General features: G+C 60.2%; 11 protein-coding genes. 6 read left to right on the top strand and 5 right to left on the bottom strand.

Annotated features, from left to right (window positions below; genetic code table 11):
• The first annotated feature begins 85 nt into the window (after positions 1 to 85).
• On the top strand, positions 86 to 1,306 hold the full coding sequence (phaZ, locus tag AAGF34_RS01665; protein ID WP_342618901.1) for a polyhydroxyalkanoate depolymerase: 1,221 nt from the start codon (positions 86 to 88) through the stop codon (positions 1,304 to 1,306).
• 7 nt (positions 1,307 to 1,313) lie between these two features.
• On the opposite strand, the gene AAGF34_RS01660 is transcribed toward phaZ, so the two are convergent.
• The 5 genes from AAGF34_RS01660 to AAGF34_RS01640 all read right to left on the bottom strand — a co-directional run bounded on the left by AAGF34_RS01660 (position 1,314) and on the right by AAGF34_RS01640 (position 6,257).
• Entirely contained in the window at positions 1,314 to 1,673 is a 360-nt protein-coding gene (locus AAGF34_RS01660) for a FlxA-like family protein (protein WP_342618900.1), read from the bottom strand.
• Between the two features lie 69 nt (positions 1,674 to 1,742).
• The gene (locus AAGF34_RS01655; RefSeq protein WP_342618899.1) at positions 1,743 to 3,167 is read right to left on the bottom strand and encodes a trypsin-like peptidase domain-containing protein; all 1,425 of its coding nucleotides are present in this window, start codon (positions 3,165 to 3,167) and stop codon (positions 1,743 to 1,745) included.
• 31 nt (positions 3,168 to 3,198) lie between these two features.
• Positions 3,199 to 3,933 (bottom strand): tetratricopeptide repeat protein, encoded by a 735-nt coding sequence (locus AAGF34_RS01650; RefSeq protein ID WP_342618898.1) that lies wholly within the window; start codon positions 3,931 to 3,933, stop codon positions 3,199 to 3,201.
• Positions 3,934 to 4,137: 204 nt separating this feature from the next.
• Positions 4,138 to 5,952, bottom strand: a complete 1,815-nt coding sequence (locus AAGF34_RS01645; protein ID WP_342618897.1) for a cation acetate symporter — start codon at positions 5,950 to 5,952, stop codon at positions 4,138 to 4,140.
• Positions 5,949 to 6,257 carry a DUF485 domain-containing protein gene (locus AAGF34_RS01640; protein WP_342618896.1) on the bottom strand — a complete coding sequence of 103 codons (309 nt, stop codon included), beginning with the start codon at positions 6,255 to 6,257 and terminating at the stop codon, positions 5,949 to 5,951. The genes AAGF34_RS01645 and AAGF34_RS01640 overlap by 4 nt, the downstream gene beginning before the upstream one ends.
• 272 nt (positions 6,258 to 6,529) lie before the next feature.
• Between AAGF34_RS01640 and AAGF34_RS01635 the strand changes: the two genes are divergently transcribed.
• The 5 genes from AAGF34_RS01635 (at position 6,530) to AAGF34_RS01615 (ending at position 17,381) form a co-directional block, all read left to right on the top strand.
• Complete coding sequence (locus AAGF34_RS01635) at positions 6,530 to 8,290, top strand: MFS transporter (protein WP_342618895.1); 1,761 nt, start codon at positions 6,530 to 6,532, stop codon at positions 8,288 to 8,290.
• Between the two features lie 277 nt (positions 8,291 to 8,567).
• Positions 8,568 to 9,929, top strand: coding sequence for a DUF6402 family protein (locus AAGF34_RS01630; protein ID WP_342618894.1), 1,362 nt, complete (start codon positions 8,568 to 8,570; stop codon positions 9,927 to 9,929).
• A gap of 31 nt (positions 9,930 to 9,960) precedes the next feature.
• The gene (locus tag AAGF34_RS01625) at positions 9,961 to 10,353 is read left to right on the top strand and encodes a thioesterase domain-containing protein (protein WP_342618893.1); all 393 of its coding nucleotides are present in this window, start codon (positions 9,961 to 9,963) and stop codon (positions 10,351 to 10,353) included.
• Complete coding sequence (locus AAGF34_RS01620) at positions 10,350 to 10,676, top strand: hypothetical protein (RefSeq protein ID WP_342618892.1); 327 nt, start codon at positions 10,350 to 10,352, stop codon at positions 10,674 to 10,676. The genes AAGF34_RS01625 and AAGF34_RS01620 overlap by 4 nt, the downstream gene beginning before the upstream one ends.
• Positions 10,677 to 10,778: 102 nt before the next feature.
• Positions 10,779 to 17,381: an excinuclease ABC subunit A gene (locus tag AAGF34_RS01615; RefSeq protein ID WP_342618891.1), complete on the top strand. Its 6,603-nt coding sequence runs from the start codon at positions 10,779 to 10,781 to the stop codon at positions 17,379 to 17,381.
• Positions 17,382 to 17,406 lie beyond the last annotated feature (25 nt).

Here is a 17,406-nt window from a genome sequence, read left to right as displayed (position 1 = left end):
GCCAGCCTGGCGGCAATTCTGGCCCGCAACTTGCCTGTCCATCTCCAGATGCACCTTTTGTGTTGGAAAAGAGACCAGGATATTCATGCTGTACCAGGCTTATCAGTTCCAGACCGATGCAACCTCGCCGTTGCGCCTGATGTCGCAGATCGGAAGCTCATTCATTGGTTTCGCGGGCGCAGGCTCCGGACTGGCGCGCCGTGTCTCCGCAGCCCTGGAGGTGTATTCGCGCATGCGGCTCACCCACAGCCGCCCGGACTACGGCATATCCACCGTCTGGATCAAGGAAGAGGCCGTTGCGGTGCAGGAGGAAGCGGTGCTGGAAATGCCCTTCGGCCGCTTGCTGCACTTCCGTAAAGAAGCAGGTGCCCAGCCAGACGACCAGCCCAAGGTGCTGCTGGTAGCGCCCTTGTCCGGTCACTTTGCGACCCTGCTGCGGGAGACGGTGCGCACCCTGCTGCAGGACCATGATGTGTTCATTACCGACTGGAACAATGCGCGCGACGTGCCGCTATCCCAAGGCGGTTTCGGTCTGGACGATTACATCGACCACATGATCCGCTTCATAGAGGAAGTGGGCGTCGGAACCCACGTGGTGGCCGTGTGCCAGCCCTGCGTAGCCGCACTGGCCGCCACCGCCATCATGGCGGAGGATGACAACCCCAAACAGCCGCGTAGCCTGACGCTGATGGCCGGCCCGGTGGATTGCCGCGTTAACCCCACCGGCGTGAACACCCTGGCCACCAGCAAACCCATCGAGTGGTTTGAGAAGAACCTCATCAGCCATGTGCCGCTGCCGCATGCCGGTTTCATGCGCCGCGTGTATCCCGGTTTTGTGCAGCTCAGCGCTTTCATGAGCATGAACCTGGAGCGCCACAAGCAGGCCTTCATCGACATGTACAAGCACACGGTGGACGGGGACCATGACAAGGCGCTGTCCATCAAGACCTTCTATGACGAATACCTGGCGGTCAACGATTTGCCTGCCGAGTTCTATCTGGAGACCATCGAAAAGGTGTTCCAGACCTATGACCTGGCATTGGGCAAGCTGATCTACCGTGGTCGCCTGGTCAATACGCGGGCGATACGGCGCACGGCGCTCATGACGGTGGAGGGCGAACGCGATGACATCTGCTCCGTCGGGCAGACCGTGGCCGCCCAGGACCTGTGCAGCAGCATCCGGCCGTATTTGAAAAACCACCATGTGCAGACCGGCGTGGGGCATTACGGGGTGTTCAGCGGCAAGAAGTGGAACCAGCAGATCTATCCCCGCGTCAGGGACTCCATACACGCCAGCAACGGTTAGGTCACTGTCAGACAAATACGTCGATGTGGGAGCCGGAAGTGGCTGTGGCGGCAGCGCCGGTGTTTTTTGACTTGGACTTGTCATTGTCCTTGTCTTTTTCGGCCTTTGCCTTGTTGGCCTTTTCAATCTGCACTTGCTGCTTCTGGTTCTGGATGGCCGTAATCTGGGCTTGGATCGCCTCGATCTGTGCCTGCAACAGCTCCGCCTTCTTCTGCTTGGCTTTGGCGTCCATGTTGGACGTCGCAAGGTCTTTGAGCTGCTGGGTCAGATCTTTCAGCTTCCTCTGTAGCTGAGCGATCTGGCTGTTGCTGGCACTCGAGCCAGAAGCAGTGGACGTCGTGGAGGAGGTTGAACTGGTGACTTGCATGCCTGATGTATCGGCATGCAAGTCAGATTGTTAAGTAAAAAATCTCCTTCTTGGTACAGAAGCCTTGATTCAAATCAGGTGCATGGCCAGGAACATCCTGGTTCCCGCGCGCGAAATCAGCAGTGCAACCGGTTTGCTTCCGTCCTGTGCGGAGGCCTTCATCTGCTCCGCCGAGGGGACCGGTCGGCCTCCGATGGCGAGCAGCAGATCACCAACCAGGAATCCGGCCCTGGAGGCCGACGCATCGACCTTTTCGATCACCCATCCGAAGTCCGCACTGTCTTTTTCTTTTTCGTCTGGACGTTGCGGTCTGACGGTCAGACCCAGACGGGGCAGTGTGACCATTGCAAGCGTGTTTTCCACTGGCTTGGGTGCGGGTTTGGCGCCTGCCAGATTGGCGAAGCCTTTCTTGGTCTGTCCGTCCCGCCAGTACGCGATTTCCACGCGATCCCCGGGCTTGGCAAGCTCCAGTGCCTCCAGCAGGTCTACCGAGGCCTCAATCGGTCTGCCATTGACGTTCAGGACAATGTCGCCTGTGCGCAGCCCGGCTGTGAATGCAGGCGCGCCAAACTCAATGTCATCCACCAGCACGCCCATGGGTCGGGGCAGGTGGAAGGCTTCCGCCAGCAGCTGGTTGACCTCCTGCACGCCCATGCCCAGACGGGCGTGCTGGGCCGTGCCGGTGCTGATGATCTGTTGGGCAATGTTGCGCACCACATCAATGGGTATGGCGAAGGACAGGCCCTGGAAGCCGCCGGTTCTGGAGTAGATCATGGCGTTCATGCCGATCACCTCACCACTCATGTTGATGAGCGGTCCACCGGAGTTGCCAGGGTTGATGGCCACATCTGTCTGGATATAGGGCGCATTGCTCTCGCTGCGGACCTGCCTCTTGGTGGCGCTGACCACGCCTGCGGTCACGGTGTTCTCAAAGCCAAAGGGTGATCCTATGGCCATGACCCAGTCGCCCACATTGGTGGGGCGGGTGTTCTGGGCATTGATGGTGGGGAGATCGTGTGCCGGTATCTTCAGCACGGCCACGTCGGATACCGCGTCGGCACCCACCACGGTCGCAATGAATTCGCGCCGGTCGGTGAGCTTGACCGTGACTTCCTGCGCATTCTTGACCACGTGTGCGTTGGTCAAAATGAGGCCATCGGAAGACATGATGAAGCCCGAACCTGCGCTTTGAACCGGTACGGGAATCTGCGCCGGCAGGTTGCCGTACTGCTGCTGGAACTGCCTGAAGAACTCCTGCGCCGCGGCGGTGTCATCGGATTCGCCCTTGCTGTCTTCGCCGGGCGATGGGGGTGAGGTGGAGATCTGGCGCGTGCCGCTCACACTGATGTTGACCACGGCCGGACCGTATTTGGCGGCGATGCCGGCAACGTCGGGAAGTCCGTCCCGGACTTGTGCAATGGCTGGAATGGTTTGCAGCGCCATGGCTGCAAACAGTGCCCGTGCGATGACGGGCAGAGAAAAGGTTCTATGCAAGGGTGTTGGTCTTTTTGGAAAATGAAGTCGCCTAAGCCTGCTTGGGCTGGCTTTCCAGGAGCATCAGCTCCAGGACTATGCTTTTGTTGTACGTGGCCTCAATGAGCATCGGGTCCTGCGCTTTTGCCAGGTCGTAGGCGTGCACCGCAGCCTCGAACTGCTGTAGACGCACCAGCGCGTTGCCCTTGCCCAGGTAGGCGTTGGCCAAGCCGGGGTTGAGAATGGCCGCCGCATTGAAACTCTCGACGGCCTCTTCAAAGCGCTGGGCTTCATACAGGCAGTTGCCGCGGTTGGCATAGGCCACCGCATAGTCGGGGCGCAGAGCAATTGCCAGGTCGTAGCACAGGATGGCTTGCGAATAGCTTTGCGTCTTGGCCAGTGCATTGCCCTTGTTGAAGTGGAACTCCGGGATGGATGGGTTCTGCTCTATGGCTGCGTCGTAGCTGCCGATGGCGTCTGCGTATTCCTGGCACTCCATATGGTGGTTGCCGCTGTAAAAATGTTCCATCGCCGAGCGGGAGCCACGGAATACATAGTCCTTGAAGGAGTGCGACTCCGGCTTGTGGCTGGCGTCGTGGTGCGCGGGGTGCTTTTCGGCACGATGCTGTGCCGCCATGGCGGAGGCATATTCAATCAACACACCCTGTGCCTTGATGCAGGACAGGCCATCTTCCAGGGCGCGCGCCGAAGCGTTCTGTTGGACAGCAATCGCCCGCGATACCTCACCCAGGACACGGATGCATTTTTCGACGTGGCTGATATCCATGGTCTTACGGTGATGGTGGAACTTTTTTCACTGTTCCATTATTCGTCTGCAATGTTGCCCCCGTATATCGTTCTTGTAAGGCGCTTGTTACAAATGGCGGTTCTAAGCGAAGAAATGGCGGGTAAATCACGCCCATAAAAAACCGGGCATGAAGCCCGGCTTTTTCATGCGGGGCGCAACCCGCAGGTCGCGCCAGACAACGGCTTAGTGACCGGAAGCTCCGGATGCACCCAGTCCGGTTTCGGAGCGCACTTGCTGCGCGGGGAACGCAGCGCGTTCCTTGGCGGCGTTGGCGCTGCGGTCCATGATGGAGAACAGCCAGATACCTACGAACGCGATGGCCATGGAGAACAGCGCAGGCGAGGTGTAGGGGAACCAGGCCGAGCCCTTTGGGTTGCCCAGGGTGGCTTCCCACACGGAAGGGGAAACCACGGTCAGTGCGACCGAGGAGATCAGTCCCATGAAGCCGCCGATCACTGCGCCCTTGGTAGTGCAGTCTTTCCACAGCACAGCCATGAACAGCACCGGGAAGTTGGCCGATGCGGCGATGGCGAAGGCCAGCGACACCATGAACGCGATGTTCTGCTTCTCGAAGGCAATGCCCAGAGCCACCGCCACAATGCCCAGCACCACGGTGGTGACGCGGGACACGCGTAGCTCGGAGGCGCTGTCGGCCTTGCCCTTCTTGATCAGCGTGGCGTAGATGTCGTGGGACACCGCCGATGCGCCGGACAAGGTCAGGCCGGCCACCACGGCCAGAATGGTCGCAAAGGCCACGGCGGAGATGAATCCGAAGAACACATTGCCGCCCACCGCCTTAGCCACCAGCACCGCAGCCATGTTGGCCGAGCCGCCGCCGCCTTTGATGACACCGGTGACGACGTTGGAAAATTCAGGGTTGGTCAGCACCAGGGTGATGGCACCAAAGCCGATGATGAAGATCAGCACGTAGAAGTAACCGATCCAGGTGGTGGCCCACAACACGGACTTGCGTGCCTGCTTGGCATCGGGCACGGTGAAGAAGCGCATCAGGATGTGGGGCAGACCGGCGGTACCAAACATCAGCGCCATACCGAAGGAGATGGCGGAGATCGGGTCTTTCACAAAACCGCCTGGGCCCATGATGGCCAGACCGATCTTGGCGGGGTCCATGGCGACCGCCTTGGCAGCGGCTTCGCCGGCGGCCTTGACGGCTTCCGGTGTGGCCGCAGAGGCGGTTGCAGCTGCGGCGGCGGCCACAGCGGCGTCCTTGGCGTGTCCGGCAATCAGGGTACGCACTTCTACGCCCTTGGCAAACAGCGCTTCCGGGCTGAAGCCAAATTGCGCCATGACCATGAATGCCATGAAGGTCACACCGGCCAACAGCATGCAGGCCTTGATGATCTGCACCCACGTAGTGGCAGTCATGCCACCGAACAGCACGTAAATCATCATCAGCGCGCCGACGATCACCACCGCCATCCAGTACTCCAGACCAAACAACAGCTTGATCAGCGCACCTGCACCCACCATCTGGGCGATCAGGTAGAAGGCCACCACCACCAGCGTGCCCGAGGCGGCAAAGGCGCGGATGGGTGTTGCCTGAAAGCGGTAACCGGCCACGTCGGCAAAGGTGAACTTGCCCAGGTTGCGCAGGCGCTCTGCCATCAGGAAGGTGACCACAGGCCAGCCCACCAGGAAGCCGATGGAGTAGATCAGGCCGTCATAGCCGGTGGCCATCACGGCAGCGGAAATACCCAGGAAGGAAGCGGCAGACATGTAGTCGCCTGCAATCGCCAAACCATTCTGGAAGCCGGTGATGCCACCGCCACCGGTATAGAAGTCAGCGGCGGACTTGGTCTTGGCTGCTGCCCATTTGGTGATGAAGAGCGTGCCCACGACGAACACGGCAAACATGGTGATCGCAACCCAGTTGGTGGGCTGTTTGTCGACCTGACCGAGATCGCCACCGGCTGCAAACGCCGAACCGGCAACTGCCAGCATCAGCAGCGAGGCGAGAGTTTTTTGGACCTTGCTCATTTGGATGCGTCTTTCAGAATTTCTGCGGTCAGTGCGTCGAACTCGCTGTTCGCACGGCGTACGTAGATGGCGGTAATCAAGACCGTGAACACAATCACGCCCATGCCAATCGGGATGCCCAGGGTGGTGACACCAGCGCCAATGGGTTGTGCCAGGAAGGGCTTGTTGAACGCGATCAGCGCGATGTAGCCGTAGTACACCACCATCATCAGCAAGGTGAGTGTCCAGCCGAAGCCGGAACGTTTGCGTCGAAGCTCTTGGTACTTCGGATTCTTTTGAATTTTGTCGACCACCGGATCACTCATGTGGGTCTCCTCTTGGTTAATGGAAATGGGTTGGAATGAATGTGTCTTGTCAACACACGGCGCGATTCTGTTGAGGGGGCCTGACCAAGTGCTTACGTATCAGAGCTATTCATCCGCGCCTAGGGTAAGTACGGGGTCGTAAGCCTGCGCTCAGTACCGCGTAAGGTTTTGAAAGACCGTTGTCAGATTGCCGTCAGTCAATCACTTGATAGTGCCCCCCATTGCCTGGAGCATGGGCAATGGTGAACTTAAATAAACGAGGAGACATATATATGGCGACAACAGTGGCACGGCCCATGTCAGCAGAGGAAAAGAAGGTCATCTTCGCCTCCTCGCTGGGCACGGTTTTTGAGTGGTACGACTTTTATCTATACGGTTCGCTGGCAGCCATCATTGCCAAGCAATTCTTCAGCGGACTCGATGAAGGCTCGGCCTTCATCTTTGCCTTGCTGGCGTTTGCCGCGGGCTTCATCGTGCGACCGTTCGGCGCACTGGTGTTTGGCCGTCTGGGCGACATGATCGGCCGCAAGTACACCTTCCTGGTGACCATCCTCATCATGGGCTTGTCCACGTTTATCGTGGGTATCCTGCCCAGCTATGCGTCCATCGGCGCGGCAGCTCCCGTCATCTTGATCGGCTTGCGTCTGTTGCAAGGTCTGGCATTGGGTGGTGAGTATGGCGGTGCCGCTACCTATGTGGCAGAACATGCGCCCAACGGCAAGCGTGGTGCCTACACCTCGTGGATCCAGACCACAGCGACCCTGGGCCTGTTCCTGTCGTTGATCGTGATCCTGGTCACCCGTACCAGCATTGGAGAAGCAGCCTTTGCCGACTGGGGCTGGCGTGTTCCCTTTGTGGTCTCCATCTTGCTCCTGGGCGTTTCGGTGTACATCCGCCTGTCCATGAACGAGTCGCCCGCCTTCGCCAAAATGAAGGCCGAAGGCAAGACCTCCAAGGCACCGTTGTCAGAGTCCTTCGGTCAGTGGAAGAACCTCAAGATCGTGATCCTGGCACTGGTCGGTCTGACCGCCGGCCAAGCCGTGGTGTGGTACACGGGCCAGTTCTATGCGCTGTTTTTCCTGACCCAGTCGCTCAAGGTGGATGGGGCTACGGCCAACATCATGATTGCGGTTTCGCTCATCATCGGCACGCCGTTCTTCATTGTGTTCGGTGCACTGTCTGACAAGATTGGACGCAAGCCCATCATCCTGGCGGGCTGTCTGCTGGCTGTGGTGACCTACTTCCCTGTGTTCAAGGCGCTGACCAAGGCCGCCAACCCCGATCTGGCCGTCGCCCAGGCCGCTGCCAAGGTGACGGTGATTGCCGACCCGGCAGAGTGCTCCTTCCAGTTCAACCCCACGGGCACCAAGAAGTTCACTTCCAGTTGCGACATCGCCAAGCAACGCTTGGCTGGCGCTTCGGTGAGCTATGACAACGTGGCAGCACCTGCGGGCACGCCGGCAGTCATCAAGGTGGGTGAGCTTGAGGTGAAGGTCAAGTACACACCGGAGGACGTCGCAGCTGCCAAGGCCAAGGCCGACGCCAAGCTGGCTGAGCTGCAGGCTGTGCAACCACCTGACGCCAAGGCCATTGAAGCCGCCACCAAGGCCGCAGCGGAACTGGGTAACGAGAAGAACGCCGGTGCCACCTTGCTGAGCGCCAACCTGGGTGCGGCACTGAAGGCTGAAGGCTACCCCGCCAAGGCCGACATGGCCAAGTTTGACAAGGTCACAGTAGCCCTGCTGCTGACCTACCTGGTCATTCTGGTGACCATGGTGTACGGCCCCATTGCTGCCATGCTGGTGGAAATGTTCCCCACGCGCATCCGCTACACGTCCATGAGCCTGCCGTACCACATCGGCAATGGCTGGTTCGGCGGCCTGCTGCCCACCACGGCGTTTGCCATCGTGGCCCAGACCGGCAATATGTACAACGGCCTCTGGTACCCCATCATCATCGCGGGTGCTACCGTGCTCATTGGCGGCATCTTCATCAAGGAAACCAAGGACGTGGATATCTACGCCAACGACTGATTTGTTCTAAGTGAGCTAACGACACTCGGCAGTTCCTTGCCGGGCTAGTTTTCAAGGCCCTCCAATGGAGGGCCTTTTTTTGCTTTGTGATTGGATGAATTCCTTTCCTTTAGAATCATTTGCCACGGGAAGGCGAAGGGTTGAACGTACTCACAACGATTCAATGTCCTCCGACGCATAACAAGAAATCTTCCAAAGGCTCTCAGTCTGCTTTAGCCAGCTGTGGGCCTTTGCTCAAAGATCGTCCGCGAGGACACCCAGTAGGTAAGCCCCGCAAATGCGCTACTACTTTCCCGAGTCTCCCAATCTCCGTTGGTTTCGCCAAAAAGGCGATTGCCGCAAAGTAACCCAAGCCGCAGCCGTTGATATCAGTAAAGACGCGCCCCTCTCCAAACAAGAGAGGCAAGTGGCCGCAGCCCAGCAAAGGCGTGCAGAACAAGCCGCCGCCCCACGTCCTGGCGATGGCCTATTGCGCTTCATGGACCAAATGGACGCAGTACACAGGTGGTGGAATGCACCCCCTGCATCCAAGCAAGCCGCTGAGGCCAAATCGGCAACTACCACTGGCGCAAAGACCAATCAGAAACCCATAGACAAGTTTGACTTGCAAGACGTCGCGGACACACTGGACCGTTTGGGCTTCACGCTGGCGGCAACCTTGCTGCGCAAATGGTTCACCAGCCGCGCCTTTCGTGCCCAGTGGAAAGACTCCTTGAGCGGAACCGTGCCGGACTATCCGGCTGACATGGTGGATATCACCACACTTAAACATTCCGAACTGGTCCAGCTCCAATACATCAAAAATGCCTTTGACCGCATCACTGCGCCCGAGTTCCTGCGCAGCCAACCGGTTCAGGACGCATTGCTCAAAGTGCTCAGAAGAATCCCGCAAGGCGTGTCGGGTGTCATTGTCAGTAGCCAGTATGGTGAAGACGCCATGCTGGCTATGCACCGCAAATATGCGTTTACCTCTGTCACGGTAGGAAGGCGCTTTCCGGGCTACTACAGTGACATCCGCACGGAAGATTTGTTCAGATCACGCGACACCGCCGACGATGTGGAACTGGCGATTGGTGAGTTTCGTTGGTTTCTGGCGCTAGAGCGCGTGAGCATCTACCCCAACCGCACGACCCGCCTCATGCAGGTGAAGTCCGTTGCCGTCTATGCCATGGCGTCCTATGGATTTGAAACTCCAGAGGGTGGCACAGCATACAGAGGCCACTGGAACAAGAAGTATGTGTCACTGGTGACCAACGGCGATTGGGTGGACGCCCCCGTGTACATCGGCAATGATGTGTACGCAAGGAATGCGGTGCTGATGGCCCATCACCGATATGCTATTTCAGCAGTGGCGAGAGAAGCACAACAAGGGCGGCGACATGCTGCTGTTCACCAAGCCGCTGCATCCTTGGATGCAGATGTTGGAATTTACGGTGCCGCTGGAACCCACTCCTACGGGTACGCTGTTTTGGGGTGGAGCTGGATTGGATGGTCCGTACATACCACTGACACTTCAAGCCCTGCAAAGCGTTGGCATCTCCAATGTCTACGTTGGTCAAACAAATACCGCTACTGCGGCTATTGGTTTGCCTGGTACTTTTGTCGATGCATTTCGTGCTGCTTTACCCTTGCGGTATGAGGACAAAGGTGACTGGAGGCTAACTACTAGCATGGTCAATGGAAAAGGGCAATTCAACCTAATCGGTTATTCCTACGGGTCTTTGCTTGCAGCACAAACAGCAAATTGCTATGCAAACAAAGGGCATACGATTGATCATTTGGTCCTAATTGGTTCGCCAATCGATGGGGATTTTTTAACAAAGCTCAGAAATCATCCGAGTATTGCCCATGTCGTTGTTATCAACCTAACAGCAGAAGGGGACGACATTTATGCTGGTATGCCACAGGCAACATTTGCAAACCCGATGTTCATAGAGAAGTTGGCATCGGACATGTTGAGTGGAAAAGGGGAGGGCCACTTTTACTATGGGCATGCTGTGCCTGTACTGGACACACGTTTAAAAGAGCTGGCGAAATATATTTACTCCAAGGGGTTGAGGTGAACAAGTTCGACAAGATCGTGATGTGGTGTTTGACGGTTGTCGCTTGTTCATTTTGGATAGTGCTCGCATGGGTATACGCGACAAATCAACCTGAATCTTCTTTCTTCGTTGGGCCAGCGGTGGCTGTTGGAGGGGCAGTCATCGTGATCGATGCAGCACTCTTGTGCATTGCCTTGTTGTGTGGCGGATACGCCATCATCACTAAAAAAGTCGCAATTTCTGAAGTTTCACAGAAATGGCTTCTGATGGTTTTCTTAACTGCTCTTTCATTCTATTTGGAAGTGCAGATCGATCTGCATTTACATCCCTTTTTTAGGAGATAGGACGAGAGTAATCCTTTTTTTTGTTTCTCGTCAAACACACCGGCATACGAAGGTCATATCGAACTCCTAGAATGTGTGTCCTCATTCGAAAGAGCATCGACTATGTCCCAGGGCACCATCCGCATCCGCGGCGCACGACAACACAACCTCAAGAACCTCGACCTGGATATACGCACGGGTGAATTGACGGTGGTGACCGGCCCCAGCGGATCAGGCAAATCCAGCCTGGTGTTCGACACGCTGTACGCCGAAGGTCAGCGCCGCTATGTGGAGACCTTCTCCGCCTATGCGCGCCAGTTTCTGGACCGCATGGACAAGCCCGCCGTGGACCGCGTCGAAGGCGTGCCCCCGGCCATTGCCATCGACCAGACCAACCCGGTGCGCTCCAGCCGATCCACGGTCGGCACCATGACCGAGCTCAACGACCACCTCAAGCTGCTGTTTTCACGCGCGGGCAACCTGTTTGACAAGCAGACCGCATTGCCGGTGCAGCACGACACGCCCGAGACCATTTATGCCGAGCTGATGCGCCGCGCAGCCGAGGCGGCCAATCCCAGGCTGGTGCTGACGTTTCCGGTGGAGCTGCCTGCCGACACTTCGGCAGAAGAAGTCACGCAGTGGCTTAGCGCCAGCGGTTTTACCCGCGTGCAGGCCGAGCGTGAGGTAAACACCATCAGCGGCTCGCGCAAGATTCTGGACGTCGTGGCCGACCGCTTCCGTATTGAAGGTGCCGAAAAGGCCCGAGCCCTGGAAGCCATAGAAACCGCCCTCAAACGCGGCAGCGGCCGCCTGAACGTGTATGTGCTGGACGATGCCGCCGCGGCCGAAGGCGCAACGCCCGCACCCACCTGGCGCTTCTCCACCGGCCTGCATTGCCCGCAAAGCGATCTGCGCTACACCGACCCGATTGCCTCCATGTTCTCGTTCAACTCGGCCGTGGGCGCCTGCGAGAAGTGCCGGGGCTTTGGCCGGGTGGTGGGCGTGGACTACGGCTTGGTCATCCCCAACGACAAGCTCACTTTGCGTGCCGGCGCCATCAAGCCGATGCAGACACCCGCCTGGCAAGAGTGCCAGGATGACCTGATGCGCCACGCCGAAGCCGCAGGCATCCCACGCGACACGCCCTGGTACAAGCTCACCGCAGAGCAGCAGCACTGGGTGCTCAAGGGCTCACCCAACTGGAACGGCAAGTGGAACCAGCATTGGTTTGGTGTGGACCGGTTCTTTGAATACCTGGAGTCCAAGGCCTACAAGATGCACATCCGGGTGCTGCTGTCCAAGTACCGCAGCTACACGCCGTGTGGCACCTGTGGCGGCGCGCGCCTCAAGACCGAAAGTCTGCTTTGGCGCATTGGCACCAAGGAGCAGACGGACGCGGTGTTGCCGCCTTCCAAGCGGTTCATGCCGCAAGGTGTGTCCTGGACCCGTGCGCAGCTGGAAGCGCTGCCGGGGCTGTGTTTGCACGACATGATGTTGATGCCGCTGGATCGGTTGCGGCGATTCTTTGATTCGTTGCAGTTGCAGTTGGACGCTTCTTCTGTTTCTTTGCGGGGTGGGGCGGAGGAAGAGTCTTCGCCGGAAGCGCGGTTGGATACTGCGTCGCTGTCGGCGCGCAATGCTTCGAACAGGGAAGCGGTGGCAGGGGGTATGGCGGGCGCCGATTTGGGCTCGCCGTATGAGGCGCCCGCCATACCCCCTGCCACCGCCGAGTCGGCGAAGAACAGGACTCTCGCAACAGGCTCCGAAGCCGAAGCCAAAACACTCAAGCTCCTGTTTGAAGAAGTAGGAACCAGACTGAAATACCTGTGCGACGTAGGCATCGGCTACCTTACCCTGGACCGCCAGAGCCGCACACTCAGCGGCGGCGAGGTGCAGCGGATCAACCTCACCACCGCACTGGGAACTTCGCTGGTCAACACACTGTTCGTGCTGGACGAGCCCAGCATCGGTCTGCACCCGCGTGACATGCACCGCATCATCGTGGCCATGCAGCGCCTGCGCGATGCGGGCAACACGCTGGTGGTGGTGGAGCACGACCCTGCCGTCATGCTCGCTGCCGACCGCATGATCGACATGGGCCCCGGCCCCGGTGAACGTGGCGGGCAGATCGTGTTTGACGGCAGTACCGACGCACTGCGCAGCGCCGACACATTGACCGGCGCCTACCTGGGCGGCCGCAAGCAGGTGGGCATGGGCTTCAAGCGCATGGTGGCGCCCAACACGCCGCGCCTGATCCTGGAAGGCGTGACTGAACACAACCTCAAGAACATCGACGTCGAGATTCCGCTGCAGCGCCTGGTGTGCGTCACCGGCGTCAGCGGCTCGGGCAAGTCCACGTTGATCCAGGACGTGCTGGCACCGGCATTGCTGCGCCACTTCGGCAAGTCCACCGAAACCCCGGGTGCCCATGCGCGGCTGCTGGGCGCCGAGCTGCTGGGTGAAGTGGTGTTCGTGGACCAGTCGCCCATCGGCAAGACGGCGCGTTCCAACCCGGTCAGCTACGTGGGCGCGTGGGACGCCATCCGCGAGCTGTTCGCCATCGCGCCGCTGTCGCGCGAGCGCAGCTACACCGGCTCCAAGTTCAGCTTTAACAGCGGCGATGGCCGTTGCCCCACCTGCGGCGGTTCCGGCTTCGAGCACATCGAGATGCAGTTCCTCAGCGACGTGTATCTGCGCTGCCCAGATTGTGACGGCAAGCGCTACCGCCCCGAGATTCTGGAAGTCACCATCGAACGCAAGGGGCGCGCACTGAACGTGGCCGATGTGCTGGACCTGACGGTGAGCGAGGCTGCCGATCTGTTCAGCGCAGACCGCGACGTGATCCGCGTGCTACAACCCATCGTCGACGTGGGCCTGGAATACGTGAAGCTGGGCCAGCCCGTGCCCACGCTGTCCGGCGGCGAGGCGCAACGCCTCAAGCTCGCAGGTTTTCTGGCCGAGGCCGCCAAGAGCAACACCGCCAGTCGCCAAGCCATGGCGCGGCGCGGTTCGCTGTTCATGCTGGACGAGCCGACCACCGGCCTGCACTTTGACGACATCGCCAAGCTGATGCGCGCCTTGCGCAAGCTGCTGGATGCGGGACATTCGCTGCTGGTGATTGAGCACAACCTGGACGTGATCCGCGCCGCAGATTGGGTCATCGACCTGGGGCCGGAAGGCGGCGAGGGCGGTGGTGAGGTGGTGGGTGTGGGCACGCCGGAAGACATGCTGCTGCACGCCACCTCGCACACCGGCAAGGCGCTGCGGGAATACGCGGCGGCCATGGGGGTGGTGCACGAGGTTCGGGAGTTTTCTGCTGCGGATGCTTATGTGGCAGCTGCTCGCTCTCCGGAGGCCGGGGGTACGCCGGTCACCTCATACGGCAAGCCCAAATCGGCGACCGGCGCACCCCCTGCCTCCTCCGGGTTGTCGCGATCGACTGCACACAATCGCGCTTCCGGCGTGGCAGGGGGCAGGGCGGGTGACGATTTGGGCTTGCCGTATGAGGAGCCCGCCCTGCTCCCTGTCACGCCCGCCAACCATGTGAGCAATCAAGGCGACCACTCCAATGCCATCCGCATCGTCAACGCCAAGGAACACAACCTCAAGTCCCTGAGCGTCGACATCCCGCGTGGCAAGTTCAGCGTGGTCACCGGTGTCTCGGGCTCGGGCAAATCCACACTCGCGTTCGACATACTCTTCAACGAAGGCCAGCGCCGCTACCTCGAATCCCTCAACGCCTACGCGCGCTCCATCGTGCAGCCGGCTGGGCGTCCTGAAGTGGACGCGGTGTACGGCATCCCGCCCACCGTCGCCATTGAGCAGCGCCTCAGCCGCGGCGGCCGCAAGTCCACCGTGGGCACCACCACCGAAGTCTGGCACTACCTGCGCCTGCTCTACGTCAAGCTGGGTACCCAGCATTGCTACAAGGACGGTGCCGCGGTGCAGCCACAGTCGGCGGACAGCATTGCCGCGCAACTGCTCAAGACCTACCGTGGTCAGCACATCGGCCTGTTGGCGCCACTGGTGTCGGGCCGCAAGGGCGTATACACCGAGCTGGCCGATTGGGCGCGGCCACGTGGCTATACGCACCTGCGGGTGGACGGCAACTTTCTGCCAACCACCCACTTCCCGCGCATCGACCGCTTCAAGGAACACAACATCGAACTGCCCGTGGCCAGTCTGGATGTGAACCCCGCCAACGAGACGGCGCTGCGCAAGGCGCTGGCCGATGCGCTCACGCATGGCAAGGGCGTGGTGCAGGTGCTCAGCGACCTGCACGGTCTGCGTGAGGCCATGCTGGCGGGTACGCCGGCTGCCGGCATAGGCACCTTGCATGCGTTCTCCACCAAGCGCGCCTGCCCGGTATGCTCCACGTCCTACGCGGAGCTGGACCCGCGTCTGTTCAGCTACAACAGCAAGCACGGCTGGTGCCCCGACTGCGTGGGCACCGGCGTTGCGCTCACCAAGGAGCAGCGCAAGGTGTTCGACGATTCGGTCAAGGCCGATGACAACCAGGGCCGCGAGCAGACTTTTGCCGAAGCCGATGTGGAAGACCTGCACGACACCGCCTGCCCCACCTGCCAGGGCACGCGCCTGAACGCCACCGCCCGCGCGGTGAAGTTCGCCGGCGTCGGAATTGCCGATGTGGCCCGCCTGTCGGTCACCGATGTGCGCAAATGGGTGGAGACATTGCAGCAACTGGGCGGCCTGACCCAGCGCGAGACCGACATCGCGCGCGACCTGATCCCCGAAATCAAGAGCCGCCTGGAGTTCATGGAAGAAGTGGGCCTGGGCTATCTGACGCTGGACCGCGGCGCGCCCACACTCAGCGGCGGTGAGGCGCAGCGTATCCGTCTGGCGGCGCAACTGGGCAGCAACTTGCAGGGCGTGTGCTACGTGCTCGACGAGCCCACCATCGGTCTACATGCGCGTGACAACAAGATCCTGCTGGGCGCATTGCAGCAGCTCAGCGACAAGGGCAACACCCTGGTGGTGGTGGAGCACGACGAAGACACCATCCGCCATGCTGACCACATCATCGACATCGGACCCAGCGCAGGCAAACGCGGTGGTCGGTTGGTGGCGCAGGGGTCGGTTGCGGATGTGCAGGCTGTGGCGGAGTCTCAGACGGGGCGGTATCTGTTGCATGCGATTCGGCATCCCTTGGTGGATAGGCGCTACGTGGTTTCTTATCTGGACTCGTTGACGTTGGATGCCTCTCTTGTGGCGCTCTCGGAGGTGGGAGCCGGTGTGCCGGGCGCCTCATACGGCAAGCCCAAATCGGCGCCCGGCACACCGGCTCCCGCCTCCGGGTTCGTGGACGCTAACGGGAAGAAGTTGCGGGGTAAAGCCGCCAAGGCTGCTGCCGTCGCTGCCACGCAAGCTGCGGCGAGTGTGGCGGTGAATGCAGAGTTTGCCGCCCGTGAAAAGGAAACGGCGGATTACTTGGCAAGCAACGCTGCCGCACAAGCAGCAGCAACGTCCGCCCAAAGCGCTGCAGCATTTGCTGCAGCCGCTGGAGCCATGGGTGCGCCAACAGTCTTAGCCGCAGCAGCGCCAAGGCTGGGGGTGGAAGCCGATTTTGCGCTCGCGCATGAGGCGCCCACCTCCAGCCTTGGCGATGCGAGCTCAGATGCAAAACCAAAACAGCCACACGAAAAAATCAACTGGCTAACCGTCCACAACGCCACCCTGCACAACCTGCAGAACGTCACCGCCCACATCCCGCTCAAACGCCTAGTCGCCATCACCGGCGTCAGCGGCTCCGGCAAGTCCACACTCGCCCGGGACGTGCTGCTCGCCAACGTGCAGACGGCAGTGCAAAAGCGCAGCACCAAAGCCGGCCGCGACGCACTGGACACCGGCGAAACAATCGACTGGATCGGCTGCACGGCAGTGTCCGGTTTTGAGTCCGTAGACCGCGTGCTCGAAGTCGACCAGACCCCCATCGGCAAGACACCGCGCAGCTGCCCCGCCACCTACATCGGCTTCTGGGACACCATCCGCAAACTCTTTGCCGACACACTGGAAGCCAAGGCCCGCGGCTACGCGGCCAACCGCTTCAGCTTCAACACCGGCGAAGGCCGCTGCCCCAGCTGCGAGGGCCAAGGCATACGCACCATCGGCATGAGCTTCCTGCCCGATGTGAAAGTGCTGTGCGAAACCTGCAAGGGCGCGCGCTTCAACCCCGAGACGCTGGCCGTCACCTGGCGCGGCAAAAGCATTGGCGACGTGCTGCAGATGGAAGTGGACGAGGCGGTGGACTTCTTTGCCGCCATGCCCAACATCAGCCATCCGCTGCAATTGCTGAAAGACGTGGGCCTGGGCTACCTCACGCTCGGCCAACCCTCACCCACGCTCAGCGGCGGCGAGGCGCAGCGCATCAAGCTGGTGACCGAACTCAGCAAGGTGCGGGACGACATTGGCAAGCGCGGCAACAAGGCGCCGCATACGCTGTATGTGCTGGACGAGCCCACTGTCGGCCTGCACATGGCCGACGTGGAAAAGCTCATCCACGTGCTGCACCGGCTGGTGCGCTCGGGCCACAGCGTGGTGGTCATCGAGCACGACCTGGACGTGATCGCCGAGGCCGACTGGGTGCTGGACCTGGGCCCCGAAGGCGGCAGCGGCGGCGGCTTTGTGGTGGCGGCTGCCACGCCGGAGGAAGTGGTGCGCCTGGGCACCCACACTGGAGTGGCCTTGCAGGCACTGCTGGCGCGTTGACATAAACCGAAACAAAGCGATACCG

It is taken from the genome of Rhodoferax sp. GW822-FHT02A01, assembly GCF_038784515.1.
Classification (GTDB): domain Bacteria; phylum Pseudomonadota; class Gammaproteobacteria; order Burkholderiales; family Burkholderiaceae_C; genus Allorhodoferax.
The sequence above is the reverse complement of the archived record's forward strand: the minus strand, read 5'-3'. Positions and strand labels throughout refer to the sequence as shown.